Origin of the sequence: Sulfitobacter sp. THAF37, assembly GCF_009363555.1 — a bacterium.
In the GTDB taxonomy this organism is placed as follows: Bacteria; Pseudomonadota; Alphaproteobacteria; order Rhodobacterales; family Rhodobacteraceae; genus Sulfitobacter.
The window spans coordinates 2,410,648-2,435,383 of record NZ_CP045372.1 but is presented as its reverse complement, the minus strand read 5'-3'; the positions used below and the strand labels follow the sequence as shown (position 1 = coordinate 2,435,383).

The following is a 24,736-nucleotide window of genomic DNA, read 5'->3' as shown; positions in this document are numbered from 1 at the left end:
GACGGCGCTGTCTGCCGGGCCGATCAGCTTTTCAGCCGCCAGGCCCCGGTCTGATCCGGCACAAACGCCTCCACGCTGGCCTGGGCGATGACAATGGTCTCGCCCCCCGCCGGGACGTTCAGCCCGCCGAAGACCGCGCGCACCTCGGCCCGGCCACGGGGCAGGTCCGCGCTCAGCGCATCGACATCGACCTTTTCCGGTTCCTGCACCGCAACCGTGACCTGCACGCGCATCTCTTTGTGCGACAGCCCCGTGACCGTGAACAACGGCAGCGAGGAATGGCGCAGCGCGTCCTCGATCGCCCGGGCGCAGGCCTTGGTGTAGTCCATCCCGTGCAGGTCGTTGCCCATGCCCATCTCAATGATGATCCGCTGCTCAGCCATCCGCCCGCTCCATGTCAAAGCCGACCGACAGGGCGACATTGGCCATGATCGTCGGGTTCCCGTCGCCGTCCGGGCGCGGCACATCGAGCCCGCCCTGATGCAGGTTTACGGTGACATGGCCATAGGGAAAGACGGCGCGCAGCGCCTCGGGGTCCACCCTGTCGGGCTGCTGCACGCCCACATCAAGAGTGATCTGCATGTCTTTCTTATCAAAGCCGAAAAGCTCTGCCAGGTTGATCGAATTGTGCCACAGCGCGTCGCGGACCGCGCGCATCGCGGCCTCTGTGTAGTCGCCCCGGCGCAGGGACGACCCCATGCCGAATTCCACCATCAAAGTCTCAGGCATCGCGGCCTCCTGTCACCGGGAAAACGAAACATCTGTCACGGCGCACCGTCAGCCACATGACGGCGCCGGGTTGCGGCAGAAAGACGTTGGGCACCGTCGCCTTGAGACGCAGCTTGTCGTGGTCGAGCACGAATTCCACCAGCGATTCATTGCCCATGAAGCGCGCGCGTTCCACCGTGGCGCGCGCCGCGGTTCCGTCGGTCGCCGTGGGGCGCGGCCCCTGGCCCGCCCGGTCAAAATCGATGCGCAGATGCTGGGGGCGAAAGACGATGTCCACATCGGTGCCGTCCGGCACGCCGGGGGCCAGGAACTGGCCAAACGGCGTATCGGCCAGCGCGCCCTCGACCCGCGCGCGCAACAGGTTCGCGTCAGAGAAGAACGCCACCGCCGCGCGGTCCACGGGCCGGGTGTAGACGTTGTAGGGCGCGCCCTGCATCACGATCCGCCCGTCCCGCATCAGCGCGATCTCGTCGGCCATGCGCATCGCCTCGTCCGGCTCATGCGTGACTAGCAGAACGGCGGTGTCCTCTTCCTTGAGGATGCTCAGCGTCTCGTCGCGGATTCCGTCGCGCAGCCGGTTGTCGAGACCGGAAAAGGGTTCGTCCATCAACATGATGCGCGGGCGCGGCGCCAGCGCACGGGCCAGTGCCACGCGCTGCTGTTCGCCCCCCGAGAGCTGATGGGGGTATCCGTCGATGAACCGTTTCAGATCCACGCGGTCCAGCAATTCCTCGATCCGGGCGCGTTTTTCCGCGCGGCTCCCCGTCCTGAGGCCGAAGCCCACGTTGTCGGCCACGCTCAGGTGCGGGAAAAGGGCGAAATCCTGGAACATCAGCCCGATTTCGCGCCGCTCCGGCGGGACCCGGTAGACGGTGTCGCAGATCAGCTTGCCGTCCACATGGATGGTCCCGCTGTCCTGCATCTCGACCCCGGCGATCATGCGCAGGGTGGTGGACTTGCCGCATCCCGACGGCCCCAGCAGACAGGTGACTTGCCCCGGCATGATCCGCAGCGATACGCCATCGACCACGGGGCGGCCGTCATACGACCGCTTCAGATCCTTGATTTCAAGACGGGGAAATTCGGCTGTCATGGGTATCCGATAAAATCGCTCGGGTTGCAGCTACCAGCCCCGCCCCCGTCCCGCAAGCACCTGCGGGCGGTCAACCCGGTAACAGCTCGAATCCGGCCTCTGCCACATCCGTTCCGTTGACCTGCACCGTCATCCCATGTGGACCGGGATGCAGGGTAAAGGTCGTGGCGTCGCCCTTGAGCTTGTGAGATTTGCGCAGGCTCAGCTTTTGCCCCGCTTCGATCCGCGTCGCTTTCAGCTTGAACACCTTTTCCGCCTCCTTGCCGCCGGGCCGAACAAAGCGCAGGCGGTAGTCCACCATCACCGGCAGTGTCTGCGGGGCTTCAAGCTCCAGCACAAAGGTCAGCGCGCCGCCGATGGGTACGGTCTGCGCCGCAAGCGTCAGCCGCGCGGTCACAGGCACATCGCGGCGGTACCCCAATAGGTCCAGCGCCCCCGGATCGCCCTGTTTGATCAGGGTGCGCAGAGCGTGGCGGGTCATCCAGCCCAGTTCCTTGCTGTCTTGCCGGTCCGATGTTTTCCAGTCGCGCAGGCGGGAAACCACACGGTCCGGCTCCTTTTTCGCAATATCATTCAGGTGGTTGGCGACCGATCTTGTGACATAGCGCGTCGGATCGGCGTGCAGCCGGTCCAGCAATGGCAGGGTCTGGTCACTGGTCAGCGTCACGGCCCGCGCCCAGGGCAGGCGCGGCCTTGTCCCTTCGCTCACCAGACGGCGGACATGATAATTGTCGTCCTCCACCCAACCCGCCAGACGGGCGAGGGTTTCGTCGGGCCAGCGGTTCAGGAAGGGGCGGATGTAGTATTCCATCGAAAACCGCCGGGTGGCGGCGTGGATCAGGTCCAGCGCGCGGTCGCGGTGATCCTCCAGCCCGTGCCGCACGGCCAGAATCCCCGGCACGGCGTGGATAAAACGGCCAAAGTCATCGTCGCGCAGCGTTGGGTCCAGCGGCGGCGGCATCATCGCCTCCAACTGCTCGGCCATGGTGGGAAAGTCGGTGGCCAGATGCGGCTCAAGGCAATCGGCGATCCAGTCGAGCCGCTCCATCAACCCGCGTTCGGGGAAACCGGCGAGGGTCTCTTGCTGAAAGCGGGCCGCGTCGAAACCCGGCAGACCGGCGGCATATTGCCCTGCCAGTTCGCCGATACTCTGTGCATTGAAGAGGTGATCCTTCAGCGAAAAGGCCTCGGCCATCGCTACAGCCCGATGCCGCAGGCGCGCGTGATCGGGACGATGTCCTGCTGCAACCGAAGACCTGCCGCGCTGTGTATCCGCGCCGCCAGCCCGCCAAAGTCTGGTGCCCTGCGCAGGCGGGCGGCCTCGACCGCGCCATTTTCGACGGCACGGACATAGGTCTGTGCGGCGGCACGGCCCTTCACACGCTCCAACTCGCGCAGCGCACAGGCCGAGGCGGCCCGGCGCGTCGGGCTCCACCGTGCGCCGGCGGGGTCGGCGCCCATTACCGTCAGCATCCGCGCGTCAATCGCCGACTGCGCCGCTTCGAGCCGTGGCAGAAGGTCGTCCGCCCGGAGGGGGAGTGCCGCGACACAGAGCGCCACGGCACAAAGGACAGGTCTGAACATCTCCGAGGCTCCGCTCACATGGTGACGTTGGTCGCCCCGCCGTCCAGCAGCAGGTTCTGGCCCACGATGAAACCGGCGTGCTGCGAACACAGGAACGCACAGGCCGCGCCGAATTCCTGCCGGGTGCCGTAGCGCCCCGCCGGGATGCCGGCGGCACGCTCCTTGCGCGCTTCCTCCAGCGTGATGCCCTTGGCCTTGACCACGCCCGCGTCGAGCGAATCCGCCCGGTCGGTTGCGTGGATCCCCGGCAGCAGGTTGTTGATGGTCACGCCAGACCCCGCGACCTGCCGCGAGGTGCCCGCGACATAGCCAGTCAGCCCCGTCCGGGCCGAGTTCGACAGGCCCAGCACCGCGATGGGCGCGCGCACGGATTGCGAGGTGATGTTGACCACCCTGCCCCAGCCGCGGTCCATCATGCCCGGCACCAGCGCCTTGATCAGCGCGATGGGGGCCAGCATGTTGGCATCCAGCGCCGCGATGAAATCGGACCGGTCCCAGTCTTTCCACATGCCCGGCGGCGGGCCGCCCGCGTTGTTCACCAGGATGTCGATCTCTCCGGCGGCGTCGATCAGGGTCTTCTGGCCTTCCTCGGTCGAGACATCGGCAACCACCGTCTTGACCGACACGCCGTGATCGGCGCGCAGGCGCTCCGCGGCGGACTCCAGCGCCTCGGCGCCGCGGGCGTTCATCACCAGGTTCACACCGGCTTCGGCCAATGCCTCGGCGCAGCCCAGCCCCAGGCCCTTTGACGATGCGCAGACCAGCGCGGTCTTTCCCTTGATTCCCAGATCCATTCCCGATTCCTCCTGATTGGTTGCCAAAGTCCTATCACGCCCGGCTGCGGATGCCAGCAAAACACCCTTCGCTTGACCCAAGCCCGTCACAATCCTAGCTTATTCCTTCGCGCAGTTCGCCTGCAACCAGAGGTCATTATGGCACGTTCCCGCCCCGTTTCCGCCCAATCCGTTCCCGTGTTCCGGGCCAGCGACGTGCGGGCCACGTATGGCGCGAACATGGGCGATGCCCTGTCCTTTGCCGCCGAGCTGATCCTTGACGACGTCTACGAGCTTGCCCGCGAGACCGCGCCGCTTCGGCTGTCGCTCGTGCCCTCTGCGGGCAGCCGCTTTACCGTGGCCGAGGACACCGACGCGGGCACGCCGGGATCGGCGCTGCATCTGGATAGCGCGCTGATGTTCATGTCGCCCGACGGGCAAACGCAGGAGGCGCTGCTGTTGGTCGAGGTGGATGCCGCAGGAGCGGTTGCCGAGATTTTTCTGTTGCCGATGGCGCAGCTGCTGCCGCGCACCGGATACCGGCTGGTGGGCATCGACACCGAAACCCAGCGTCGCAAGTTCGCGCAGGTCGGCTGCGTGTCCTTCACCCGCGGCACCCACATCACGCTGGCCAGCGGCGAGCAACGCCTGATCGAGGATCTGGTCGTGGGCGACCGCGTGCTGACCCGCGACGACGGTGTGCAGGCTGTGCGCTGGATCGGGCAGAGCACCGTGCGCGCGGTGGGCGACTTTGCCCCGATCCGCATCGCCGCCGGAACCCTGAATAACGCGAACGACCTGATTGTCAGCCCGGACCATCGCCTGTTCATCTACCAGCGCAGAGACGAGGTCGGCGCGGGCCGATCCGAGCTGTTGGTCAAGGCGCGGCATCTGGTGAACGGGTATACGGTCACTCTTCAGGACGGTGGTTTCGTCGACTATTTCCAGCTGCTCTTCGACAGTCACCAGATCATTTATGCCGAGGGGATCGCGGCAGAGACGATGCTGATCGACACGCGGACCCGCGCAATCCTGCCGGACGCGATTTCCGAGGCCTTGGGCGACGTGATCCCCGGCCATTCGGACCTGCCGCATGCGGGCCTGGATGTGAACGAAAAGCTGCTGCGCCGCCCCGACGCGGCCGAACTGCTGCGCAAGGCATCGACCCGGTGAGAATCTGCGCCGAGGCGGGAAAACGGTCTACATCCTGCGGAAAATCGCGGGAACGCCCCAGACAATGACCAAGCCGACGGTCCAGAAGCCCGCGATTTTCACCATCACGGAATACTGGTCCTCCAACAAGGCCTTTCCGCTCAACGCCGCGACGACGAGCAGAACGCCCGAGGCCAGGTAGGCGAACAGCACCAGCTTGTCCGCGAAGAATTTCATCGCGGTTCCATCTGGAAAATAGGCGGACAGGCATCTCAATGCTGCCAGAACGCCCGCGCTGAGCAAGAGAAAGTACAACATTTGACACTCCCCCCAAGCGACACGGTATCAGGGCAGAGCAACGCCAACCTGTCAACCCGGCGTTTCGGCGGGAACGCCGCTGGGGGTCAGTCCTTCAAGCGATCGACGATGGATTGCGCCGTAACCGCCCCGATGAGGCTGCCATCCTCGACCACGCCGAGGCAGGTTTCCTTGCCCGCAAGCCGTTCGATCAGCTTTGCGACCGGCATTTCCGCATCGACCGCGGCATGATCGCCGGGGGCCGCATCGCCCATCACGTCGCGGGCAGTCAGCACGCCCAGCGGGTTCATGTTGGCGACGAATTCGGCCACATACTCCGATGCGGGGTTCGAAAATATCTCGCGCGGGGTGCCCACCTGAACGATGCGCCCGCCTTCCATGATCGCGATGCGCCCGCCCAGCTTGAACGCCTCGTCCAGATCGTGACTGACAAAGATGATGGTTCGTTTCAGATCGCTTTGCAGTTCCAGCAGTTCATCCTGCAACCGGGTGCGGATCAGCGGGTCGAGCGCGGAAAACGGTTCGTCCATCAGCAGGATCGGCGCCTCTGTCACAAAGGCGCGCGCAAGGCCCACGCGCTGCTGCATGCCGCCCGACAGCTCGCCCACCTTGCGGTCGGCCCAGTCCGACAGACCGACCAGTGCCAGTTGCCTGTCCGCGCGCTCCAACCGTTCGCCGCGCGGCACATCGGCCAGCTCCAGCGCCAGCGCCACGTTCTCGCGCACACTGCGCCACGGCAACAGGCCGAACTGCTGGAACACCATGGACACGCATTCGCGCCGCACCCGGCGCAGATCCTGCGCCGAGCAGCCCTGCACATTGGCAGACCATTTGCCGTCGTTCACCGTCACCGACCCGCGCACCACGGGGTTCAGCCCGTTCACCGCGCGCAGCAAGGTGGATTTGCCCGACCCCGACAGGCCCATCAGCACCAGGATTTCGCCCTCGGCCACTTTCAGGGTGCAATCGTGCACGCCCAGCACCTGACCGGTCGCCGCCTCGATCTCCGATCGGCTTTGGCCCTCGTCCATCAGCGGCAAGGCGGCTTCGGGCCGGTCTCCGAAAACGATGGAGACCTTGTCGAACTCGACAGCGTTGGTCATTTTTCCCCCACCCGCAGCATTCGATCCAGCATGATCGCGACCACCACGATGATCAGCCCGCTTTCAAAGCCCAGACCGGTGTTCACCTGGTTCAGCGCGCGCACGACCGGCACACCCAGCCCGTCGGCCCCCACCAGCGCCGCGATCACGACCATCGACAGCGACAGCATGATGGTCTGGTTCAGCCCGGTCATGATCTGCGGCAGGGCATAGGGCAGCTCGATCTTCCACAGCGTCTGGCTGGGCTTGGCACCAAAGGCCTGCGCCGCCTCCAGCAGGGCCTTGGGGGTGGAGGAGATGCCCAGCTGCGTCAGGCGGATCGGGGCGGGCAGAACGAAAATGACGGTCGCGATCAGCCCCGGCACCATGCCGATCCCGAAGAAGACGATGGCGGGAATGAGATAGACAAAGGTCGGCAGGGTCTGCATCAGGTCCAGCACCGGCCGCAACACACGGTAAAGCCCGGGCCGATGGGCGGCGGCGATCCCTATGGGCACCCCTACCCCCATGCAGACCACGCAGGCCGACAGCACCAGCGTCAGGCTTTCGGTGGTTTCCTCCCAGTAATCCTGATTGAGTATGAACAAGAACCCCACCACCACGAAGGCGACGGTCTTCCAGTTGCGCTGGATCACCCAGGTAAGTACCGCGAAAAGCGCCACGATGATCAGCGGATTGGGCGTCTGCAGACACCACAGCACCACCTCGATCAGCCGTTCCATGATGCGCGACAGCCCGTCGAAGAACCAGCCGCCGTTGATCTGCAACCAATCGAACGCGGCCTCGGCGGCATCGTCGATGGGTATCTTGTTTTCCGTCAGCCAGTCCATCCGCGCATTCCAGAATTATCAGTCTTTTCCTTGAAATCGCCCACCCCTGTCGGGGTGAGCCTTTGTCAGAATGTCTGCGGGCCTACTCAAGCTCTGCCTTGACCGCCGCCATGGCGTCGCCGCCGTCTTTGGTGGTCACGCCGTCAAGCCAGGTGTCCAACACGCCGGTATTCGCTTTCAGCCAGGCCTCCGCCGCGTCGCCGGGGTCCTCGCCGTCATCCAGGATCGCGCCCATGATCTCGTTTTCCATGGCAAGCGAGAACGACATGTTCTGCAGCAGCTTGCCCACGTTGGGGCATTCTTCGACATAGCCCGCGCGGGTGTTGGTATAGACCGTCGCACCGCCCAGGTCGGGGCCAAAGTAGTCGTCCCCGCCCTCAAGGTAGGTCAGCTCGAAATTGGCGTTCATCGGGTGCGGCTCCCAGCCGAGAAAGACAATCGGCTCCTCCCGCCGGGTCTGGCGCTGGACCTGGGCCAGCATCCCCTGCTCGGAACTTTCAACGACCTCGAACTCACCTAGGTCAAAGGCGTTCTCGTCGATCATCGACTGGATCAACCGGTTGCCGTCATTGCCCGGCTCGATGCCGTAGATCTTGCCATCCAACGCGTCCAGGTTGGCCGAAATCGCGTCGAACGAGGTGATGCCGAGATCCGCCGCCGCCTTGTTCACGGCCAGGGTGTACTTCGCCCCTTCGAGGTTGGCGCGCACCGTGTCGACCGTGCCTTCATCGCGGTACTTGGCGATGTCTGCCTCCATCGTGGGCATCCAGTTGCCCAGAAACACGTCGATGTCGCCCGAGGCCATCGAGGTATAGGTGACAGGCACCGACAGGATCTTGATCTCGGTCTCGTAGCCCAGCGCATCGAGGACGGTGGTCGCCGCCGCGGTCGTGGCGGTGATGTCGGTCCAGCCTACATCCGAGAAGGTGACACTGTCGCAGTCGGCAGCGGCGACCGAAGCGCCGAAGGTCGCGGCCAGGGCGGTCGTGGTTAGCAGATGTCTCATGAAATGAAGTCTCCCGTGTTGTTATCGGCAACGATAAGCCAAGAAGATGCCATAAACCGCCCGGTTGCAACCGGACAACGCAAAGTCCGTGCGCCGAAGCGTGTCAGATGTGTATTCAACGGTTGAAGATTTGGGTCCACAGCCAAGGCGCGCCGCGGACATGATCCACCCTCTCACCGGCCAGTCGGTCGGCCCGTTTGACTGCTGTCATCATCGCTGAGCAGGCGTGGCCGATGGGCAACCGTGACGCGATCGGCGCCAGAGCATCTTCCAGTGTCGCGGTCACATCCGGCGCTTTTATCGTGGCGCAGAGCCGCCACCCGATGACGTAGCGGCTGTAACTGTCGAGGATGGTCGAAAAGGAGAACCAGCCGTCGTGTCAAAGGCACGCCCCCGGCGTGACCGATGACCTTCAGGTAGGTAAAGTCGGGCTGCCAGAGCCGGTTCGGACGGACTGTCCTCTCGTGGAACTCCTCTGCCGCCTTGATCACCACGAAGGCTCGGCTGGTGATCAGGTTATGGTCATGATCACGATCGCCATGCGCCACCTCAACTCCGCGGCGTATGTCTGCTATGGATCGCTACGCGCGGTAAGGCTGAATCTCATCCGCTGACAGCGCATATCCGATCTCGGCAAGTTGGGTCGATGTCGATGCGCTTCCGAACATGCCGGTCACGGTCACAGCCTCGAACATGCCGGCGCTTTCATAGGGCGTGCCCGTGGTGACAAAGACAAGCTGGTTCGCCGGGGGCGGCGGCACGTGCACGCAGGCACCGACATAAGGCACCAGGATGAACGCCGTGACGCCCGTGCCCTTGTAGTCGATCGGGACGATGAACCCTGAAAGCCGAACGATTTGACCGTTCCAGTCGGTGCGGATGCCAGTCGACATCGGCTGCTGCGCGGCCAGGCTGCTTTCGTCGTGCGGCAAGATCCCCGCAAGATTGCCGGGGAGAGATTGGTCGCCGGTAGGTAAAAGGTCCCGCCATTCGAGGTCGACTACAGTTTCCGCGAAAGTCCGGCCCGACAGCCCCGCTGCTGCCAGCCCGAGGAGGACGGCACGACGCGAGGGGCGGTCTACTGCCATTTGTAGGTCTCGATCTTCTCCGCCGCGATCTGATAGCCAACGTCGGCGATCTGGGTTGTCATCGCCTTGGCCGACAGGCGACCGGACACCCAGACGGGGTCCCACATCGACTCGCTTGGCCAGGGTGTCCTTGTTCTGACGAATACCAGCTGGTTCGGCGGCGGCGGCGGCGTGTGGATGCAGGCACCGACATAAGGCACGAGCATGAAGCTGGTCACGCCCTTCGAGGTCATGTCGAACGGGATGATATATCCCGGCAGCTTCACCGGCTTGCCGTTCAGCGTTTCGTTCGCCCGCGCGGCGTTGGCGTCGAACTCCGGCACCCAGGTGTCGTTGACCGCGTCGATCTGGCCGGGGCCGATGATCTGCCCGTAAGGCACGCCCGCCGGGATCAGATCCTCCCAGCCGATTTCGCGATAGGGATTGGCCAGTGCGCGGCCCGGAACAAGGGTCGCGGCGGCACAGGCCATGAAGGCGCGTCTGGACGGATGCGTGGTCATATCCTCACCATCATACCATCGGCGAGCGAAAGCCGGTAGGCCCGGAGCGCGGGCAAAAGGCTTGCAATCGCGGCGGCGCCGATCACACCTGCGAGAACACAGAGGTCTCGGGCGGTCGGCGCGTTGATCGGCAACCAGAGGCCGAAGGCGCTGTCGACCAGCGGCTGCGCGATGACCAGCCCGGCGTAAAGCAGGGCAAGCCCGAGAACCGCGCCGGTGGCCGCCATGAGCGCCGCTTCCAGCACCAGCAGGCCAAGGATCGTCGCAGGCCGCGCGCCCATGGCCCGCCAGATCGCCATTTCGCGCCGCCGTTCGTTCAGGGATGAAAAGATCATCGCCATCATCCCCAGGAGCGCCGTGCCCACGACCATGGCGGACACCGCCGTGAGGGCGGTTTCGGCCACGCCAACGATCTGCCAGAGTTCCTGCAGGGCGACACCCGGCAGGATCGCCAGCAAAGGCTCCTCCGGGTACGCGTTGATCGCCCGTTGCAGGCCGAAGATCTGAAGCCGCGATTTCACACCAACCAGCGCCGCCGTGACAGCCGAGGGTTGCAGGTTCATCTGGCGTATGCGGTCGACCGGCGTGGTCCGGCCCGGGGTCTGCGCGCCGGATCGCCAGTCGACATGGATGGCCTCGATCGCCTCAAGACTGACGATCACCGTGCGGTCGACCGGCGTGCCGGTGCGCTCGATGATCCCGGCGACGCGGAAGGGCTGATCGTCATGTTCGGTAAAGCTGGCCAGCCCGTGGGAGATAACGATCGGATCGCCGACCGCGTAGCCAAGGGTCGCCGCGACCTCGGCCCCGATCACGGCATCGTAGAGGTCGCTCAGCCCGTGCCCCTGTCCAATTTCCAGCGACCGGCCGCCGCGATACTTGTAGTGCTCAAAGAACGCCTGCGTGGTCCCCATCACCCGGAACTGCCGGTGACTGTCGCCAAGCGAAATGGGGACGATCCAGTCGACCTCGGGCCGCGCGGCGATGTCGCGATAGCTCTCCCAGCTCACGTTGTTGGTGGCATTGCCGATCCGGAAGACTGAATAGAGCAAGAGTTGAACCGACCCCGACCGCGCGCCCACGATCAGGTCCGTCCCCGAAATCGTGTCGGCAAAGCTGGCCCGCGCGCCGGTGCGCACCTTTTCCACGCCGAGGAACAGCGCGACCGACAGGCCGATGGCGAGGATCGTCATGCCGACGGTCAGCGCCCGCGCCAGAAGCGAGCCAATGGCAAGGCGCAGGATCATGCGGCCAGCCTTTCGGTCCGTGCGATGTCGCAGAGGCGGACCACGCGGTCGAACCTCTTGCCCAGCCTTTCGTCATGGCTGACCATCAGCAGGGATGCGCCGGTTGCCGCGATCCGGTCAAAGAGCAGGCCCAGGAATGTGTCCTGCGTCGCGGCATCCAGCGCCGAGGTCGGCTCGTCCGCGACGATCAGGGGCGGTTGACCGATCAGGGCGCGCGCCACCGCGACGCGCTGCTGCTGACCGACCGAGAGGCGCCCGGCGGTCGTGCTGGTGATCCCCCCGGGCAGGCCAAGCGCGGCACAAAGCGTCGCAGCTTCGTCCGGTGCGGCGCGTTTGCGGCGTTCAGGGGCAAAGCGCAGCGGCAACAGGATGTTGTCCGACACGCTGGCATAGGGCAGCAGGTTGAACTGCTGGAAGATCACGCCGATCCGTTCGGCCCTGAACCGGTCCCGCGCTCCGGCGCGCAGGGCCGCAAGGTCGGTTCCGCCAACCACGACCTGCCCACTGTCCGCCGTGACGATCCCGCAGATCAGCGACAGCAGGGTAGATTTGCCCGACCCGCTTTCGCCCAAGAGCAGAACGCTCTCGCCCCGCTCCATTTGGAACCCCGGCACCGACACCCCGAACGCCGCCCGCCCCGGCCAGCGGAACCGGACATCGTTCAGGGTCAGTGCCGGGTCAGCCATGCCTATTCCAGCGAAAGGTCCGGCGCGCCGCGCCCGACTTCCGCCTGGCCCGCTGCGGTTTCGGTGACAAATTGCGCCTCGATCTCCTGCGCGTTTTCGAACTGGTCGAAGAAGGGGAAGGAAATCGTTGTCAGTGCGTCCTCGTTCTCGCAGGCATAGGCATAGGTGACGTGGAACTCGCTATGCTGCGCTTCATCCCCGTGATCGTCGTGACCGTGGTCTTCTTCGGCATGGTCTTTATCGTGGTCATGATCGCCGCCATGCACGTGCGCCAGCACTTCCGTCAGGCGACAGCCAGCGGCCTCGGGCAGGGTCACAAGGTTTTCCGGCATCAGCATGGTGCGGATGGCAGCCTCGACGGCGTCCTTGTCTTGGGCCGATGTCGCTTCGTATTCAAAGCCGACGATGTCCATGCCGGGCGCGTGGATGTTGATCTCGACCACGCCGTGTTCGACAGCGATTTCAGCGGTCGAGACGCCATGCACATGGGCGCCCATTTCACGGGTGTCCTGCGCAAAGGCAGGTACGGCAAGGGTCGCGGCGGCAAGCGCCAGATGGATCGGTTTCACGGTGGGTCCTTTCGAGGTTGATTGATGAAGAGTTAAGCGGGTCATTGCAACGCCCCCACGACGCGTGGCGCGGCCACATCCGCCTTTACCGCTTCCGTGCCGAGCGACAGAACATGGTCCGCCGTCCGCGTGACCAGCGCCGGGTCATGGCTGACCAGCATGATGGCGCAGCCTTCGGTCGCGGCCGTTTCGGCAAGCAGGTCGATCACCTGCTTCTGCGTGAGGGGATCGAGGCGCGACGTCGGCTCATCCGCAAAGATGAACTTCGGCCGGACGAGCAGGAGACGCAGAAGCGCCAGACGCTGAAGCTCTCCGCCCGATACGGCGCCGGGCCTGCGGGTCAGCAGCAGCGGGGCGAGGCCCAGCCGAGGCAACAGCGCGTCGATCCGCGTATGCGACTGGCCATGACGCCGGGCGACGTCGATCAGCGTGCGCCCCAGTGTCCGGTGCCGCGGGAACGCCGCGACCGGGTCCTGGTAGAGCTTCTGAAAACCCGTTTTCGCCAGCCCACTGGCGCGTTCGACACGGCCCGCAGAGGGACGGATCAGCCCCAGAACCACGTCACCAAGCGTGGACTTGCCGCACCCGGACGGCCCGGTCACACCAAGGATACGACCCTCGGCGAGATCAAAAGACAGGTCGGAGAACAGGCGCGCACCGCCCCGCTCCGCAGCCAGCCCGGTCGCGGTCAGCACGGGGGCTCCTGCCGCCGCCGGTTTCCGCCGGGTCCAGTTTTCCGGGTCCGCCGCGATGAGATCACGGGAGTAGGGCTTTGTCGGCGCCCGCAGCACGGTGGCGGTCGCGCCGGTTTCGACAACGCGCCCCTCGCGCAGGACGATCATCCGCCCGCCGACACGCCGCGCCAGCGCCAGGTCATGGGTGATGACCAGCAGCCCGCCGCCACGCGCCAGTTCGGCCAGCAGCAGGTCGGCCAACTCGTCCCGGCGCGCGGCGTCCAGTCCCTTGGTCGGCTCGTCCGCGATCACGATCCGCGCGCCCCCGGCCCGCGCCGCCGCGATGGCCACGCGCTGCGCCATGCCGCCCGACAGTTCGTGTGGATAGCGGTGCCCTGCCCCCGAAAGCCCGAGCCGGTCGAGGTCGGTCGCCGCCTGCGCCCGCGCCTCCCCTGCCCCGAGGCCACGCACCAGCCGATGCGCCTCGGCCACCTGTCCCTCAGCCCGCATCAGCGGATCAAGCGACAGCCACGGCTCCTGCGGCAGCACCGCGATCTGAAGACCCCAGAGCGGACGGAACCCATCGGGCCGCGCCGCGTCCAGCAGGTGATCGCCCAGGGCCACCCGACCCCGTGCAGTCAGGTCGTGCGGCAGGGTGCCCATGATGGCCTGCGCCAGCAGGCTCTTGCCCGACCCGGTTTCACCGAGGATGACCAGCGGCTCACCCGGCTCAAGGTGCAGGGAAACCGGGTGCAGGATCGCTGCGCCGTTCTGCGACACCGTGATGTTTTCGGCTATCAGAAGGGTCATGTTTCGCGGCTCCCGGCCAGAAGGGTGAGGCCCAGCAGCAGGGCGAAGGTGACGATGACCGGCGACAGCAGCGCCAGCGGCGCCTCGCGCCAGTAGGGCAGCAGTTCGACCATCATCAGCCCCAGTTCCGGTGTCGGGGCCCGCATGCCCACATGCACGAAACCAAGTGCCGCGATGGCCATGATCGCCGTCGCGGTGCCAAAGGCCGCCGCGGTCAGCATCATCGGCGCAATTTCCGGCCAGATGTGGGTGCGGAAAATGTAGCCGGGTCCGAAGCCCAGCAGCCGCGTGGCCTGCACGGCGGGTGACGCCAGCACCTCGCGCGTGGCGGCGCGGGTCAGGCGGAAAAACTCCACCCAGAGCACCAGCGACAGACCGGCCCAGAAGCCAAGCGCCGTGCCCGGTACGATGGCCAGCACGATCAGCACCAGCAGCAGCCCCGGCAAGGCCAGCAGCGCATCGGCCAGCATCACCAGAACCCGGTCGGTCCAGCCGCCGCGCGCCGCCGCAAGCGTGCCAAGGGCCAGACCCGCAAGACCGGCGGTCAGCACGGCGGTTATCGCGATGGCAGGCGACAGGCGCAGGGCCGCAGCCAGCCGATGGAAAATCGACCGCCCGAGGTGGTCATAGCCAAGCGGCGCTCCCGCCTCCGGCCCGGACAGCGCCTTGAGCAGGGATTGCGCGAACGGGTCCCCCGGCACGGCCAGCGGGCCGATCAAGGAAAAGACCAGCACGGCGGCGACCAGAAGCGCCCCGGTCCAGCGCGTGGCTTGACCTGAGGGGCGGGGGATTGCGACAGCATCGGTCATGCGGTTCTCCTTGGATCAATGCGGGCGGTGAGCAGGTCGATGACCGCGTTGATCAGGACGAAACTCAGCCCCAGGCACAACGCCGTGCCCTGCACCATCGGCACATCGCGCGAAAAGATGGCGTGGACCAGCGCGTGGCCGATGCCGGGCCAGCCAAAGACCGCCTCGACCACCACGACGCCTTCGACGAGTGTGACGAATTGCAGCCCCAGATAGGTCAGCAGCGGCACCGAGACGTTGCGCAACCCGTGGCGCAGCAGCGTCTGGCGCGGGCTCAGCCCTTTCCACTGCGCGAAGCTGTAGAAGGGCATCGCCCCGATCCGCGCCATCGCGTCCCGCGCGATCCGTGCGTTGACGGCGGCCAGGCCGAGGGCCAGCGCCAGCGCGGGCAGGATGAAATGGCGCGCCTCTCCGTGTCCGGCGGCGGGCAGCAGGCGGAACTGCACCGACAGGATCAGGATGAGGATCAGGGCCATCAGGAACTGCGGCACCGCCTTCAGCCCCGTGGACATGACCAGCAGCACGCGGTCGAGCAGCCCGCCGGGCCTGAGCCCCGCAAGGATGCCCAGTGGCGGGCCGAGGATCAGCGACAGCACAACCGCGACCCCGGCCAGCGCCATCGACGCGCCCAGCTGGTGGCCGATCTCTTCAATAACAGGCTGGCCCGAGACCAGCGAATTGCCGAAGTCCAGCCGCAGCAGATCGCCCAGCCAGCTTAGAAAAGCGGGCAGCGCCGGGCCGCCCAGCCCCAGTTCGTCGCGCACCGCATCGGCGGCGGCGGTATCGACATTGTCGTACCCATACCGACCGGCGGCGATGCGGTAGGCCGCATCGCCCGGCAGGGCGCGCATCATGCCAAAGGTTGCGGCCCCGATCAGGACCGCCACCATCAGGGCCTGTATGCCCCTTGTCATCAACGTGTTCATGGTGTGAGCTTCAGCTCCTGAAGGCCAAAGGTTCGTTCCCACGGGTCGAACACCGCGCCCTCGACGCCCTTGGCCACGGCCAGCGTCTGGCGATACCAGGCGATCGGGATGATCGGCAGCTCGGTTTGCAGGATCTCGACGATCCGGGCGCGGTCGGCATCCGAGCCACCGCCGCGAGCGACGGCGCGGGCCAGCGCCACGATGTCGTCATTCTGCCAGCCCATCGCCCCCCAGTCGCCCGTCGGCGCATAGTCCGACAGGACCGTGCCGACAGGATTCGGGATCAGGCCGAAGTTCCGCGCGATCAGCCCGAGGTCGAGCGACCCGTCGGCATGGCCCGCGCTGATCTCGGAGGAGTTGGTGGTGTTGATCGTCAGCTCCACCCCGATGGCGCGAAACTGCTGTTCCAGCACGGATGCGACCAGCGGCAATTCAGGGCGGTCGGGATAGGTGGTCAGGGTGAGGGCAAACCGCTGTCCGTCGCGGGTCAGGATACCGTCGTTGCCTGCGGTCCAGCCCAGGTCGGCCAGAAGTGCCCTGGCCGCGTCGGGGTCGTAGGCCAGCGGGGCCAGCGTTTCGTCGTGCCAGCCCCCCACCGATGGCGGCAAAAGCTGCGTCGCGCCTTCGGGATAGCGCAGCACGGCCTTGGCAATGCCGTCGCGGTCGATGGCGAGAGACAGCGCCTGCCGTGCCTCAGCCTCGGACAGGGCGGGGTGGCTGGCATTCACCTTCAACAGCAGCGTCCGCGGAATGGCGACGGAATGGACGGTCGCCGCGTCCGACATGTCCAGACGCGCCACCGAAGCCGGATCGAGGCCAAAGACGAAATCCGCCTCACCGGATTCGGCCATCAGCGCGCGGGTTTCCACCCGGCTGACAGCGGCATAGCTGACGTTCGGCACATGCGGCGCGCTGCCCCAGTAGTCCGGGAAGGCTTCGGCCTTCAGGCTCAGCGGCGGGGTCAGGTCGGTCACACTGTAAGGTCCGGTGCCGATGGCCGCGACCCCCGCGCCGTCCGCACCATAGGCGGCGGGCGCAAGAATCTGCGCGCTGTAATGGGCGAGGTAGGCCGGCAGCGCGGCAAAGGGTTCGGAAAGGGTGATGACAACCGTGCCATCCCCGGCACTGATCCCGGCCACCGGTGTCTTTGACAGCGGGCCGGGTTTGCCCCGCGCGATGTCGAGCGCGCTGGCAACCGTCTCCGCCGTCATGACGGTGCCGTCGTGAAACTGCACCCCGTCGCGCAGGGTGATGGTCCAGTTCAGACCGTCCTCGGACGCCGCCCAGTCGGTCGCCAGCCCCGGCGTCAATGCACCGTCCGGGTCTGCATTTACCAGGGTTTCCGCGACGCCCATGCGGGTGAAGATATAGCCCGTGGTGGACGGCTCCGGCGGCTGGATCTCGAACTGCGCCACGACGTCCAGCCTGTCGTCGGCCAAGACAGGTGGCGCAATGGTAAACAGAGTTGCGGCAAGGACTGCCAGTGTGTGCTTCATGGACTTTTATCCTTTTGATTGGGTGAGAGAGGCGCGGCTCAAGCCGGGCAGCGAGAGCCGGTCGCGGGAAAGAGCCTTCTGTTCGGCCCTTGCAAGCCGGGCGAGAATGTCATCGGCGCGTTCACCTTCCGACCGGGCCTTGGCCCAGATCCTCCGGCAGGAGGCGGGCGACCAGGGCAGCGCAGCCTGCGCCATCCAGGCCCGCAAGGGGCGCGGCAGGGCGTCATACGCCTGCATCGGGTCGGTCCTGCGGCGACGGCGCAGCGTGGTGGAGATGTTGCGCGTCATGCCGCCTGCTCCGGGTCCTGGACCGGATCAAGCCCGCGCATCAGCCGGGTCACGCCCCTGCCCTCGATCGGCACAGAGCGATGCAGCAGATGCAGCCGTTGGGCATCTCGACCAGTGTTTCGTCCGTGCGCGACAGTTCGGTATCCGCCCGGACGAGATCGGCGTCGATATTCACCTTGGACATGTCATTGACGATGCCAGCGACGCGGCGCCCGTCGCGATTGTTCAGCACGCGGTTCAAAAGGGTCGTCTTGCCGGCCCCCAGGAAACCGGACAGGACGGTGACGGGAAGGCGGGGATCGGGGCTGGTCGTCATGCGGCCCCCTTTTCGAGAGCTGGGATGAAATCGGGGAAGAGAAGCGACTGGTGGCAGCCCGCACCGGCGCGAGCGCCATCACCGACGGCGAAGTTGACGTTCCACATCGGCGTCGTCAGATCACCGGCGGCGAAGACACCGGGCGTATCGGTCTGCTGCATCGCCCCGGTACGGACGAATGGCCCCATTGGACCATCGGACAGTCCCACACCCAGACGCACGGCCGGAGATCCCGCAAGGTCGACCTTCGGGGCGGTGAAGATGGCCGCGAAATCAGCTGCCGGTCCGTCCTGAAAGCAGACCCTGACACCGTCGCCGGACACCAGCCGCAGGGGCCTGCGCGGTTCGATCCTGATGTTGGCCGCAGTCAGTGCCTTGGTGTCCAGGGTATCGACACCGTTCACCAGCACAGTGACGTCCCCGCTCCAGTCAGCGCGGAGCATCTGCGCCTGATGGGCCGCCATTGGCCCCGAAGCGAGAACAGCCAGCGGCTGTCCCTTGACCTCGTACCCGTGGCAGTATGGGCAATGCAGGACTGTGCGACCCCAGGCCCCGGCAAGACCCGGCAGGTCGGGCAAAATGTCCCGCACCCCGTGCGTCAGAATGATCCGGCGTGCGTCGATGCGCTCTCCGCTCCGGGTTGTCACTTCGAAAGCGTCGATTGCGCCCGAGATGTCCTCTGCCCGGTCATCCAGAAAGCGGATGGTCCGATAACCCGCCAGATCTGCCCGGAACCGCGCGAGGATCTCGGCCGGCGGCACACCGTCCCAGCCCGGCACACCATGCGCTGCGGCGGACATCCGGTTGCGCGGCAGGCCCTCGTCAATGATCAGAACGGATCGGCTTGCCCGCGCAAGCTGCAAAGCGGCGCTCAGGCCTGCGAAGCTTCCTCCGACTATTACTGCATCTAACATGGCATGACCTCTCCGTTGCCGGTCGCGACCGCGCCGGGGCAGTGTTTTCTGAGGATCGGGAGACGCGGTCTTCGAACGACCGCGAAGCAAAACCCAATCCATTAATGATACGTTATTACGTAATTGAATAGTTATCTTATAACACTTGCGGGAGGCAAGCAGGTTTTTGCCGCGAATGCGCCGCTCGCGGCTGAATGAATGTTCAGTGGCAGATCACGGTCTCGACGCGCATTTCCGATGTCTCCGCGAGGCTATCGAACTCGTTAGTTAAGGAAGACGGGCCCCACCCGTGTTTGGTAGCTGCGTGCACACTTTGCTTGGCCGCCCCTTTCGCAAAACCCTTAGAAAAAAGAGAGAAAACGGGGGCAGCCGGATCGAGAGAACGCATTCGCCGGGGCAAGTGGCGGAGGGGATGGGCCTGACATCTAGCCTTCTCCAGCCTGCGACGGTTCTGTGAAGAAAGCATCCCTTTCTCAAAACAACGTGTTTCATCGTTCCGGCTGTGCGCTTCAACAGGCTAGTCTCCTGGCTTCGCAAACGTCGATCCGTCGAACGTCGCGTATCTGAAACGATAACTATTTCGATATCACAGGTTTCCGCAAACCCCGCTCTGAGGGCGATGGGCAGGCCGCAAAGCGATAACTATCGGTTTCGCCCATCGCTGCTCAGTACCTCGGGGATTTCAGGCTGTCGGCACGGTGCCGCCGTCGATCACGTATTCCGTGCCGGTGATGGTACCCGCGCGGTCCGAAGCGATGAAGGCGATCAGGCTTGCGATCTCCTCCGGCTTGGAGGGCCGTCCAATGGGCACGCCGCCCAGGGCATCCATGATCATCTGCTTGCCCGCCTCGATATCCACGCCGTGCTCGCCCGCAAGGCGCTTTGCCAATTCGACCGAGGATTCGGTCTCGATCCAGCCGGGAGAGACCCGCGCCACGCGCACGCCCTTGGGTGAGACCTGCTTGGACAGGCTCTTCGAGTAGGTCGAGAGCGCCGCCTTGGCTGCGGCATAGGCCGTGGTCGCGTCTGGCAGGGGCAACTGACGCTGGATCGAGGTGACGTGGATGACGACGCCGGAGCCCTGCGCCTCCATCGCTGGAAGCAGCGCGCGGTCCAGCCGGACGGCGGGCATCAGGTTGAGGTCGAGCTCACGCTGCCACTCCGCGTCATCGAGAGCCCGGTAGCCGCCTGCGGGGGCCGAGGAGCCGCCGAGCATGTGGACGATAATATCGACCCCGCCAAGATGGTCCTGCACCGCCGCGGCGAGGCTATCGCAGCCCTCCGCGGTGGTGAGGTCGGCGGCGACGAACTGCGCCCCCTCCCACTCGGGCGGCCTGCTGCGGGCCGTGGTGAGCACCTTCGCACCCAGCTCGGAGAAGAGCCGCACCGTGGCGGCTCCGGCACCGCGTGTGCCGGAGGTGACGAGGGCGCGTTTGCCTTCGAGCGTCAGGAAGGGGATCATGGGACGATCTCCAGTTCGGCGATCTGGTTGCCCTCAAGGACGAAGAAGTAGCGCAGATCCACCGGGCTGCCGGGGAAATTCCCGACGAGGTGGCTGGTGATGACGGTGCGCCCGTCCTCCTCGGCCCGCGCAAAAGGCTCGACGGTATAGGTGTACTCGGTCGAGGCGTTCGCCATCCACTGCCGGATCGCGTCGCGCCCAGTGTAGGTGTTGCCTTCATCAACCACAACGGCATCGGGCGTGAACAGCTCCGACAGCGTCTGGGCGCTGCCCTTCTTGTCGGCCTTGAAGTAGGCCTCGATTGTCTGGGGGAGGTTCAAGTTCACGGTCTTTCTCCTTTTCGTCTTATGTACGTTTCCGATTGCCCCTAATCTAAAGCGTTGACGCCATGCAAATAACCGGGACAAGTTGAGACGTGGCATTGCGCTTTTCGGGATAATGGCCATGTACAAGCTGACGGATTTCGACGCGGTGCTGGCGATCAGCCGGCGGGGCTCGTTCAGGGCGGCGGCGATCGACCTGGGCATGTCGACTAGCGCGCTCAGCAACGCGATCGCCAAGCTGGAGGAGCAGCTCGGCGTACGGCTCTTCAACCGCACCACCAGAAGCGTCTCGCTCACCGGGGCCGGGCGACGCTTTGTGGATCAGGTCAGCCCTGCCCTGCGCGACATCCACCAGGCCCTCGACACAGTGCGCGCGCAGCAGGAGACGCCCTCGGGCGCGCTGCGGATCAACACCTTCGCCACCGCCGGGCGCGAGTTCCTGTCGCCGCTGGTGCTGGAGTACCTGCGGCGGTTTCCGGACGTTACCGTGGACGTGGTTACCGAAGGCAATCTGGTGGATATCGTGGCCGATGGCTTCGATTTCGGGGTGCGCAGCCAGCCGCTGGTGCCCAGCGACATGATCGCGATCCCAATCGGCCCGCCGCGCCGCTACGCGGTGGTGGCCGCCCCCGCCTATCTCGAGACCCGAGCACTGCCGCGGGTGCCCTCCGACCTGCTGGCGCATGACTGTATCCGCACCCGGCTGCCCAACGGCGGCATGTTCCGCTGGCAATTTCAGGCCGATGGCGAGCCGGTGCAGGTGGACGTAAAGGGGCCGATAACGCTGGACGAGGCGAGCCTCGCGCGGATCGCCGTGCTGGAGGCGGTGGGGATTGGCTATTTCATGGAATCGGATGTTCAGGCGGATATCGACGCGGGGCGGCTGGTGCGGATGCTGGAGAGCTGGACGCCCCCGCTCGCGCCGCTCTGCCTCTACTACCCCAGCCGCCGCAACCCGCCCGCGGCCTTCAAGGTCTTCGTGGACCTCGCGCGGGAACTAGCGCGGTCTGCCCGGAGGCGCTGAAACACGGCGAGGGCATCGCCGGGGAGGCAATGCGATACCCTCGCCGGGGACTTCAGGCCAGGCTCAGGCGCACCTTCGCGCCCTCACGGGTGAGGTGCGAATAGGGACAGGTGGCGTGGGCCTCTTCCAGCAGCCTTGCGGCTGCATCTTCATCGAGGCCGGGCAAGCTGGCGGCGAGCGCGATATCGAGCCCGAACCCCGCCCCGTCCGCGCGCGGGCCGATGCCCACGGTGACGGTGACGCTGGTCTCGTCGGAGAGCTTCTGCTTCTGGCGACCGGCGATGAATTTCAGGGCGCTGAGGAAGCAGGCCGCGTAGCCGCTGGCGAAGAGCTGTTCGGGGTTGGTCCCGTCCCCGCCCGTGCCGCCGAGGGCCTTGGGCGTGGAGAGCGAGAGGGTCATGGCCCCGTCTTCGATGGAGGCGATGCCGTCGCGGCCGTTGCCGCTGGCCGTGGCGTGGGTGGTGTAGAGAATGGTCATGCGTGTCTCCTTGGTTTGATCCGTGGGGGGCGACCGGAAGCGCGGGGCTTCCAGTCGCAAATAGGGGGGCTCAGTTGGCGGGCACCACGGCTTCGCGGGCGGCCTCGTCGATGGTCGCCGCCACCACGGTGGGCTGGGTCATGAAGACCGCGTGGCTGGCCGACACTTCGGTGACTTTCGCCCCGATGCGATCGGCCATGTGGTGCAGCATCTCCTGCGCGAAGGCCTTGTCCTCGGTTGCGATCACCGCCCAGCTCGGCCTGGTCCGCCAGGCTGCATTTTCCAGCACGGTCCCGAAAACCTCCATGTTGATCGGCACCTGGGCGTCGCGCATGAAAGCCGCGTCGGCGTCGCTCACGTCATGGGCGAAGCCGGCCTGGAAGCTGTCGGGCGCGACGAAGCCGTAGCCGTCTTCACCGATGTCGAGCACGAACTCGGGCGGCGAGGTGAAGCCGTCGTACTGCTGCGCGGTGGTCTCCCCCGCGTCCGGCGAGAGGGCGGATACATATACCAGCCCTGCGACCTTGGGATGCACGCCCGCCTCGGTGATGACGGTGCCGCCCCAGGAGTGGCCGACGAGGATCGCCGGACCGTCTTGGCGCTCCAGCGCGCGGTTAGTGGCGGCCACGTCATCAGCCAGCGAGGTCAGCGGGTTCTGTACCATCGTCACGCTATAGCCCCGCCCGGTGAGGTCGTCATAGACCCCGCGCCAGCCGGATGCATCGGCGAAGGCGCCGTGCACCAGCACTATGTTGCGGATGGGTTGGTCGTCGGGAATGCGGGTCTCTGCCTGGCCAGTCGTGGCTATGGTTCCGATGAATACGGCGGCGGCCGAGGCGGCGAGGAAGTTCTGAAGTCTGGTCATGGTCTGGTTTCCTTTCGAAGGAGGATTTGAGCGGAGCGCATCGGCGGAGCGGCGTCAGCCGCGGACGAAGGCCAGCAGGTCGGCGTTGACGAGGTCTGGGTGGGTGGCGAAGAACCCGTGCGAGAGGCCGGGATAGGTCTTCAGCTTGCCGTTCTGCAGCAGCTCGATCGCCTTGTGCGCCGAGTTCTCGATCGGCACGACCTGGTCGTCTTCGCCGTGCAGCACCAGCACCGGCTGGGTGATGGCCTTGAGGTCCTCGGAGAAGTCTGTTTCCGAGAAAGCTCTGATCCCGTCGTAATGCGCCTTGGCGCTGCCGTTCATTCCCTGCCGCCACCAGTTGCGGATAAGGCCCTCGCTTATCTCGGCGCCCTCGCGGTTGAAGCCGTAGAAGGGGCCGCTGGGCACGTCGAGGAAGAACTGGGCGCGGTTGGAGGCCAGGGCGGCGCGGAAGCCGTCGAAGACCTCCAGCGGCACGCCGTCAGGGTTGGTCTCGGAGGCCACCATGATCGGCGGCACGGCGCCCAGCAGTGCAGCCTTGGCGACCCGGTCCGGATCGACATTGGCGACGTAGCGCGCCACCTCACCGCCGCCGGTGGAATGGCCGATGTGGATGGCATCGCGTAGGTCCAGCGCCTTTGCCAGATCCGCCAGGTCGGCGGCGTAGTGGTCCATGTCGTGCCCGTTTGAGACCTGCTCGGAGCGGCCGTGGCCGCGGCGGTCGTGGGCGATGACGCGGTAGCCATGGGCGAGGAAGAACAGCATCTGGTTGTCCCAGTCGTCACCGGAGAGCGGCCAACCGTGGTGGAAGACGACGGGCTGGGCGTCTTTCGGGCCCCAGTCCTTGTAAAAGATTTCGGTGCCGTCGCGGGTCGTGATCGTTGCCATTGTGAAAAGTCCTTCTGATTGAGCCAGGATGGAAGTCGGCAAGGTGAGGAGCGCGGCCGCAGCCGTTGCGCCCTTGAGAATTTCCCGCCGTGTGAGATCAGGTGTCATTGCCAGTCCTTTCGGTTTCGATGTGGACAGAGATAGACAAGGCGCGGCATCAAGGGACGTGGCGAATCTGACAACCTTCGAGGCAAAACTGACAATGATGAACGTCGCTGACCCTTGGGCGGCATCGCCCCGCCCGATGGGGGCCGGCCCGGCGGAAGGGGCTCCGCCGGGAGCCTTGTCAGGTGCGGGTGCCGATCTCGCCGTTGGAGCTCTTGGTCCGCGACGGGATCTGCTCGCTGGGCACGAAGGTGAGCGCCACCGTCGCATCTACCGGCTCTGGCGCTGCCAGCTCGCCCTTGCCCTCGAAGGAGGCATCCAGCAGCAGACGCAGGGAGCGGTTGGTTTCCATCGGCAGGAAGGAGATCATGCAGACCTCCTCGAGCGAGGCGGCCTCGGCTACTTCGATCAGCTCTTCCTTCAGGTCCTCGCGGGTGTAGCTGATGATGTAGTTGTAATCCTGCTCCAGCGTGAGCAGCTTGGGCTTGCGGATGCCCTCGGGCACGTCGCTGTCCTTGAAGTTCCACAGGAACTTGGCCGGGCCACCGACGATCGGGCCGCCGAAGACAAGTTGCCTGTCGATAAGAGCTTCGAGGATACGATAGGCCTGAGCGGTCTGCTCGGCGCTTATGAATACTTGGTAGTATTGCATGGTTTTCACTCCGATTGCGTTGTGACTCGAA

At 65.6% G+C, this 24,736-nt stretch carries 29 protein-coding genes and 2 pseudogenes; 2 read left to right on the top strand and 29 right to left on the bottom strand.

The features are described 5' to 3' along the window. Window positions 1-23: 23 nt before the first annotated feature. The 6 genes from FIU94_RS11920 to FIU94_RS11895 all read right to left on the bottom strand — a co-directional run bounded on the left by FIU94_RS11920 (window position 24) and on the right by FIU94_RS11895 (window position 4,200). A complete protein-coding gene (locus FIU94_RS11920; protein ID WP_152466001.1) occupies window positions 24-383 on the bottom strand; it encodes a Lin0512 family protein in 360 nt (119 codons plus the stop codon). Next, the gene (locus FIU94_RS11915) at window positions 376-729 is read right to left on the bottom strand and encodes a Lin0512 family protein (RefSeq protein ID WP_152466000.1); all 354 of its coding nucleotides are present in this window, start codon (window positions 727-729) and stop codon (window positions 376-378) included. The genes FIU94_RS11920 and FIU94_RS11915 overlap by 8 nt, the downstream gene beginning before the upstream one ends. Further along, window positions 722-1,822, bottom strand: a complete 1,101-nt coding sequence (locus tag FIU94_RS11910; protein ID WP_152465999.1) for an ABC transporter ATP-binding protein — start codon at window positions 1,820-1,822, stop codon at window positions 722-724. The genes FIU94_RS11915 and FIU94_RS11910 overlap by 8 nt, the downstream gene beginning before the upstream one ends. Before the next feature lie 70 nt (window positions 1,823-1,892). Further along, window positions 1,893-3,017 (bottom strand): hypothetical protein, encoded by a 1,125-nt coding sequence (locus FIU94_RS11905; protein WP_152465998.1) that lies wholly within the window; start codon window positions 3,015-3,017, stop codon window positions 1,893-1,895. Between the two features lie 2 nt (window positions 3,018-3,019). After that, entirely contained in the window at window positions 3,020-3,406 is a 387-nt protein-coding gene (locus FIU94_RS11900; RefSeq protein WP_152465997.1) for a hypothetical protein, read from the bottom strand. Window positions 3,407-3,420: 14 nt separating this feature from the next. After that, window positions 3,421-4,200 (bottom strand): SDR family oxidoreductase, encoded by a 780-nt coding sequence (locus FIU94_RS11895; protein WP_152465996.1) that lies wholly within the window; start codon window positions 4,198-4,200, stop codon window positions 3,421-3,423. A 138-nt stretch (window positions 4,201-4,338) separates the two neighbouring features. On the opposite strand from FIU94_RS11895, the gene FIU94_RS11890 reads away from it, so the two are divergent. Beyond that, window positions 4,339-5,352, top strand: coding sequence for a Hint domain-containing protein (locus tag FIU94_RS11890; RefSeq protein WP_152465995.1), 1,014 nt, complete (start codon window positions 4,339-4,341; stop codon window positions 5,350-5,352). A 27-nt stretch (window positions 5,353-5,379) separates the two neighbouring features. On the opposite strand, the gene FIU94_RS11885 is transcribed toward FIU94_RS11890, so the two are convergent. The 19 genes and pseudogenes from FIU94_RS11885 to FIU94_RS11795 all read right to left on the bottom strand — a co-directional run bounded on the left by FIU94_RS11885 (window position 5,380) and on the right by FIU94_RS11795 (window position 20,699). Continuing rightward, window positions 5,380-5,649: a hypothetical protein gene (locus FIU94_RS11885; protein WP_152465994.1), complete on the bottom strand. Its 270-nt coding sequence runs from the start codon at window positions 5,647-5,649 to the stop codon at window positions 5,380-5,382. Between the two features lie 86 nt (window positions 5,650-5,735). Further along, window positions 5,736-6,752: a choline ABC transporter ATP-binding protein gene (gene choV / locus FIU94_RS11880; protein WP_152465993.1), complete on the bottom strand. Its 1,017-nt coding sequence runs from the start codon at window positions 6,750-6,752 to the stop codon at window positions 5,736-5,738. Continuing rightward, window positions 6,749-7,582 carry a choline ABC transporter permease subunit gene (gene choW, locus FIU94_RS11875; protein WP_152465992.1) on the bottom strand — a complete coding sequence of 278 codons (834 nt, stop codon included), beginning with the start codon at window positions 7,580-7,582 and terminating at the stop codon, window positions 6,749-6,751. The genes choV and choW overlap by 4 nt, the downstream gene beginning before the upstream one ends. An 82-nt stretch (window positions 7,583-7,664) precedes the next feature. Next, window positions 7,665-8,588, bottom strand: a complete 924-nt coding sequence (locus tag FIU94_RS11870) for a choline ABC transporter substrate-binding protein (RefSeq protein WP_152465991.1) — start codon at window positions 8,586-8,588, stop codon at window positions 7,665-7,667. Window positions 8,589-8,788: 200 nt separating this feature from the next. Then, window positions 8,789-9,106, bottom strand: a pseudogene (locus FIU94_RS21040) (DDE-type integrase/transposase/recombinase); the annotation flags it as partial. 63 nt (window positions 9,107-9,169) lie between these two features. After that, on the bottom strand, window positions 9,170-9,676 hold the full coding sequence (locus tag FIU94_RS11865; RefSeq protein ID WP_152465990.1) for a DUF3299 domain-containing protein: 507 nt from the start codon (window positions 9,674-9,676) through the stop codon (window positions 9,170-9,172). After that, window positions 9,667-10,176 (bottom strand): DUF3299 domain-containing protein, encoded by a 510-nt coding sequence (locus FIU94_RS11860; protein WP_254702530.1) that lies wholly within the window; start codon window positions 10,174-10,176, stop codon window positions 9,667-9,669. The genes FIU94_RS11865 and FIU94_RS11860 overlap by 10 nt, the downstream gene beginning before the upstream one ends. Next, on the bottom strand, window positions 10,173-11,423 hold the full coding sequence (locus FIU94_RS11855) for an ABC transporter permease (RefSeq protein WP_152465989.1): 1,251 nt from the start codon (window positions 11,421-11,423) through the stop codon (window positions 10,173-10,175). Before FIU94_RS11855 ends, FIU94_RS11860 begins: the two co-directional genes overlap by 4 nt. After that, a complete protein-coding gene (locus FIU94_RS11850; RefSeq protein WP_152465988.1) occupies window positions 11,420-12,109 on the bottom strand; it encodes an ABC transporter ATP-binding protein in 690 nt (229 codons plus the stop codon). The genes FIU94_RS11855 and FIU94_RS11850 overlap by 4 nt, the downstream gene beginning before the upstream one ends. A 2-nt stretch (window positions 12,110-12,111) precedes the next feature. Continuing rightward, the gene (locus tag FIU94_RS11845) at window positions 12,112-12,678 is read right to left on the bottom strand and encodes a DUF2796 domain-containing protein (protein WP_152465987.1); all 567 of its coding nucleotides are present in this window, start codon (window positions 12,676-12,678) and stop codon (window positions 12,112-12,114) included. Window positions 12,679-12,719: 41 nt separating this feature from the next. Then, the gene (locus FIU94_RS11840) at window positions 12,720-14,162 is read right to left on the bottom strand and encodes an ABC transporter ATP-binding protein (protein ID WP_152465986.1); all 1,443 of its coding nucleotides are present in this window, start codon (window positions 14,160-14,162) and stop codon (window positions 12,720-12,722) included. Further along, window positions 14,159-14,971, bottom strand: a complete 813-nt coding sequence (locus FIU94_RS11835; RefSeq protein WP_152465985.1) for an ABC transporter permease — start codon at window positions 14,969-14,971, stop codon at window positions 14,159-14,161. Before FIU94_RS11835 ends, FIU94_RS11840 begins: the two co-directional genes overlap by 4 nt. Beyond that, complete coding sequence (locus FIU94_RS11830) at window positions 14,968-15,885, bottom strand: ABC transporter permease (protein WP_254702529.1); 918 nt, start codon at window positions 15,883-15,885, stop codon at window positions 14,968-14,970. Before FIU94_RS11830 ends, FIU94_RS11835 begins: the two co-directional genes overlap by 4 nt. A gap of 8 nt (window positions 15,886-15,893) precedes the next feature. Next, window positions 15,894-17,393 (bottom strand): ABC transporter substrate-binding protein, encoded by a 1,500-nt coding sequence (locus tag FIU94_RS11825; RefSeq protein ID WP_152465983.1) that lies wholly within the window; start codon window positions 17,391-17,393, stop codon window positions 15,894-15,896. 6 nt (window positions 17,394-17,399) lie between these two features. After that, on the bottom strand, window positions 17,400-17,681 hold the full coding sequence (locus tag FIU94_RS11820; protein WP_152465982.1) for a DUF6525 family protein: 282 nt from the start codon (window positions 17,679-17,681) through the stop codon (window positions 17,400-17,402). Window positions 17,682-17,763: 82 nt separating this feature from the next. Beyond that, a pseudogene (locus FIU94_RS11810) lies at window positions 17,764-17,997 on the bottom strand (GTP-binding protein); the annotation flags it as partial. Next, a complete protein-coding gene (locus FIU94_RS11805) occupies window positions 17,994-18,911 on the bottom strand; it encodes an NAD(P)/FAD-dependent oxidoreductase (RefSeq protein ID WP_152465981.1) in 918 nt (305 codons plus the stop codon). The pseudogene FIU94_RS11810 and the gene FIU94_RS11805, both read right to left, overlap by 4 nt. A 682-nt stretch (window positions 18,912-19,593) precedes the next feature. Beyond that, window positions 19,594-20,373: an SDR family oxidoreductase gene (locus tag FIU94_RS11800; RefSeq protein WP_152465980.1), complete on the bottom strand. Its 780-nt coding sequence runs from the start codon at window positions 20,371-20,373 to the stop codon at window positions 19,594-19,596. Then, window positions 20,370-20,699 carry a nuclear transport factor 2 family protein gene (locus FIU94_RS11795; protein WP_152465979.1) on the bottom strand — a complete coding sequence of 110 codons (330 nt, stop codon included), beginning with the start codon at window positions 20,697-20,699 and terminating at the stop codon, window positions 20,370-20,372. The genes FIU94_RS11800 and FIU94_RS11795 overlap by 4 nt, the downstream gene beginning before the upstream one ends. A 112-nt stretch (window positions 20,700-20,811) precedes the next feature. Between FIU94_RS11795 and FIU94_RS11790 the strand changes: the two genes are divergently transcribed. Further along, entirely contained in the window at window positions 20,812-21,720 is a 909-nt protein-coding gene (locus FIU94_RS11790; protein ID WP_152467033.1) for a LysR family transcriptional regulator, read from the top strand. Between the two features lie 52 nt (window positions 21,721-21,772). Here the strand turns inward: FIU94_RS11790 and FIU94_RS11785 are convergent, their stop codons facing one another. The 4 genes from FIU94_RS11785 to FIU94_RS11770 form a co-directional block, all read right to left on the bottom strand. Further along, window positions 21,773-22,198: an organic hydroperoxide resistance protein gene (locus FIU94_RS11785; RefSeq protein ID WP_152465978.1), complete on the bottom strand. Its 426-nt coding sequence runs from the start codon at window positions 22,196-22,198 to the stop codon at window positions 21,773-21,775. Window positions 22,199-22,268: 70 nt separating this feature from the next. Continuing rightward, the gene (locus tag FIU94_RS11780) at window positions 22,269-23,063 is read right to left on the bottom strand and encodes an alpha/beta fold hydrolase (RefSeq protein WP_152465977.1); all 795 of its coding nucleotides are present in this window, start codon (window positions 23,061-23,063) and stop codon (window positions 22,269-22,271) included. A gap of 54 nt (window positions 23,064-23,117) precedes the next feature. Then, entirely contained in the window at window positions 23,118-23,948 is an 831-nt protein-coding gene (locus FIU94_RS11775) for an alpha/beta fold hydrolase (protein ID WP_152467032.1), read from the bottom strand. Window positions 23,949-24,234: 286 nt separating this feature from the next. Continuing rightward, window positions 24,235-24,705, bottom strand: a complete 471-nt coding sequence (locus FIU94_RS11770) for a hypothetical protein (protein WP_152465976.1) — start codon at window positions 24,703-24,705, stop codon at window positions 24,235-24,237. Between the last annotated feature and the right edge of the window lie 31 nt (window positions 24,706-24,736).

Bases quoted from the DNA above. Each gene is read 5' to 3' on its own strand.
- FIU94_RS11920 (WP_152466001.1), bottom strand. From the start codon at position 383: ATGGCTGAGCAGCGGATCATCATTGAGATGGGCATGGGCAACGACCTG.
- FIU94_RS11915 (WP_152466000.1), bottom strand. From the start codon at position 729: ATGCCTGAGACTTTGATGGTGGAATTCGGCATGGGGTCGTCCCTGCGC.
- FIU94_RS11910 (WP_152465999.1), bottom strand. From the start codon at position 1,822: ATGACAGCCGAATTTCCCCGTCTTGAAATCAAGGATCTGAAGCGGTCG.
- FIU94_RS11905 (WP_152465998.1), bottom strand. From the start codon at position 3,017: ATGGCCGAGGCCTTTTCGCTGAAGGATCACCTCTTCAATGCACAGAGT.
- FIU94_RS11900 (WP_152465997.1), bottom strand. From the start codon at position 3,406: ATGTTCAGACCTGTCCTTTGTGCCGTGGCGCTCTGTGTCGCGGCACTC.
- FIU94_RS11895 (WP_152465996.1), bottom strand. From the start codon at position 4,200: ATGGATCTGGGAATCAAGGGAAAGACCGCGCTGGTCTGCGCATCGTCA.
- FIU94_RS11890 (WP_152465995.1), top strand. From the start codon at position 4,339: ATGGCACGTTCCCGCCCCGTTTCCGCCCAATCCGTTCCCGTGTTCCGG.
- FIU94_RS11885 (WP_152465994.1), bottom strand. From the start codon at position 5,649: ATGTTGTACTTTCTCTTGCTCAGCGCGGGCGTTCTGGCAGCATTGAGA.
- choV (WP_152465993.1), bottom strand. From the start codon at position 6,752: ATGACCAACGCTGTCGAGTTCGACAAGGTCTCCATCGTTTTCGGAGAC.
- choW (WP_152465992.1), bottom strand. From the start codon at position 7,582: ATGGACTGGCTGACGGAAAACAAGATACCCATCGACGATGCCGCCGAG.
- FIU94_RS11870 (WP_152465991.1), bottom strand. From the start codon at position 8,588: ATGAGACATCTGCTAACCACGACCGCCCTGGCCGCGACCTTCGGCGCT.
- FIU94_RS11865 (WP_152465990.1), bottom strand. From the start codon at position 9,676: ATGGCAGTAGACCGCCCCTCGCGTCGTGCCGTCCTCCTCGGGCTGGCA.
- FIU94_RS11860 (WP_254702530.1), bottom strand. From the start codon at position 10,176: ATGACCACGCATCCGTCCAGACGCGCCTTCATGGCCTGTGCCGCCGCG.
- FIU94_RS11855 (WP_152465989.1), bottom strand. From the start codon at position 11,423: ATGATCCTGCGCCTTGCCATTGGCTCGCTTCTGGCGCGGGCGCTGACC.
- FIU94_RS11850 (WP_152465988.1), bottom strand. From the start codon at position 12,109: ATGGCTGACCCGGCACTGACCCTGAACGATGTCCGGTTCCGCTGGCCG.
- FIU94_RS11840 (WP_152465986.1), bottom strand. From the start codon at position 14,162: ATGACCCTTCTGATAGCCGAAAACATCACGGTGTCGCAGAACGGCGCA.
- FIU94_RS11835 (WP_152465985.1), bottom strand. From the start codon at position 14,971: ATGACCGATGCTGTCGCAATCCCCCGCCCCTCAGGTCAAGCCACGCGC.
- FIU94_RS11830 (WP_254702529.1), bottom strand. From the start codon at position 15,885: ATGACAAGGGGCATACAGGCCCTGATGGTGGCGGTCCTGATCGGGGCC.
- FIU94_RS11825 (WP_152465983.1), bottom strand. From the start codon at position 17,393: ATGAAGCACACACTGGCAGTCCTTGCCGCAACTCTGTTTACCATTGCG.
- FIU94_RS11820 (WP_152465982.1), bottom strand. From the start codon at position 17,681: ATGACGCGCAACATCTCCACCACGCTGCGCCGTCGCCGCAGGACCGAC.
- FIU94_RS11805 (WP_152465981.1), bottom strand. From the start codon at position 18,911: ATGTTAGATGCAGTAATAGTCGGAGGAAGCTTCGCAGGCCTGAGCGCC.
- FIU94_RS11800 (WP_152465980.1), bottom strand. From the start codon at position 20,373: ATGATCCCCTTCCTGACGCTCGAAGGCAAACGCGCCCTCGTCACCTCC.
- FIU94_RS11790 (WP_152467033.1), top strand. From the start codon at position 20,812: ATGGCCATGTACAAGCTGACGGATTTCGACGCGGTGCTGGCGATCAGC.
- FIU94_RS11785 (WP_152465978.1), bottom strand. From the start codon at position 22,198: ATGACCATTCTCTACACCACCCACGCCACGGCCAGCGGCAACGGCCGC.
- FIU94_RS11780 (WP_152465977.1), bottom strand. From the start codon at position 23,063: ATGACCAGACTTCAGAACTTCCTCGCCGCCTCGGCCGCCGCCGTATTC.
- FIU94_RS11775 (WP_152467032.1), bottom strand. From the start codon at position 23,948: ATGGCAACGATCACGACCCGCGACGGCACCGAAATCTTTTACAAGGAC.
- FIU94_RS11770 (WP_152465976.1), bottom strand. From the start codon at position 24,705: ATGCAATACTACCAAGTATTCATAAGCGCCGAGCAGACCGCTCAGGCC.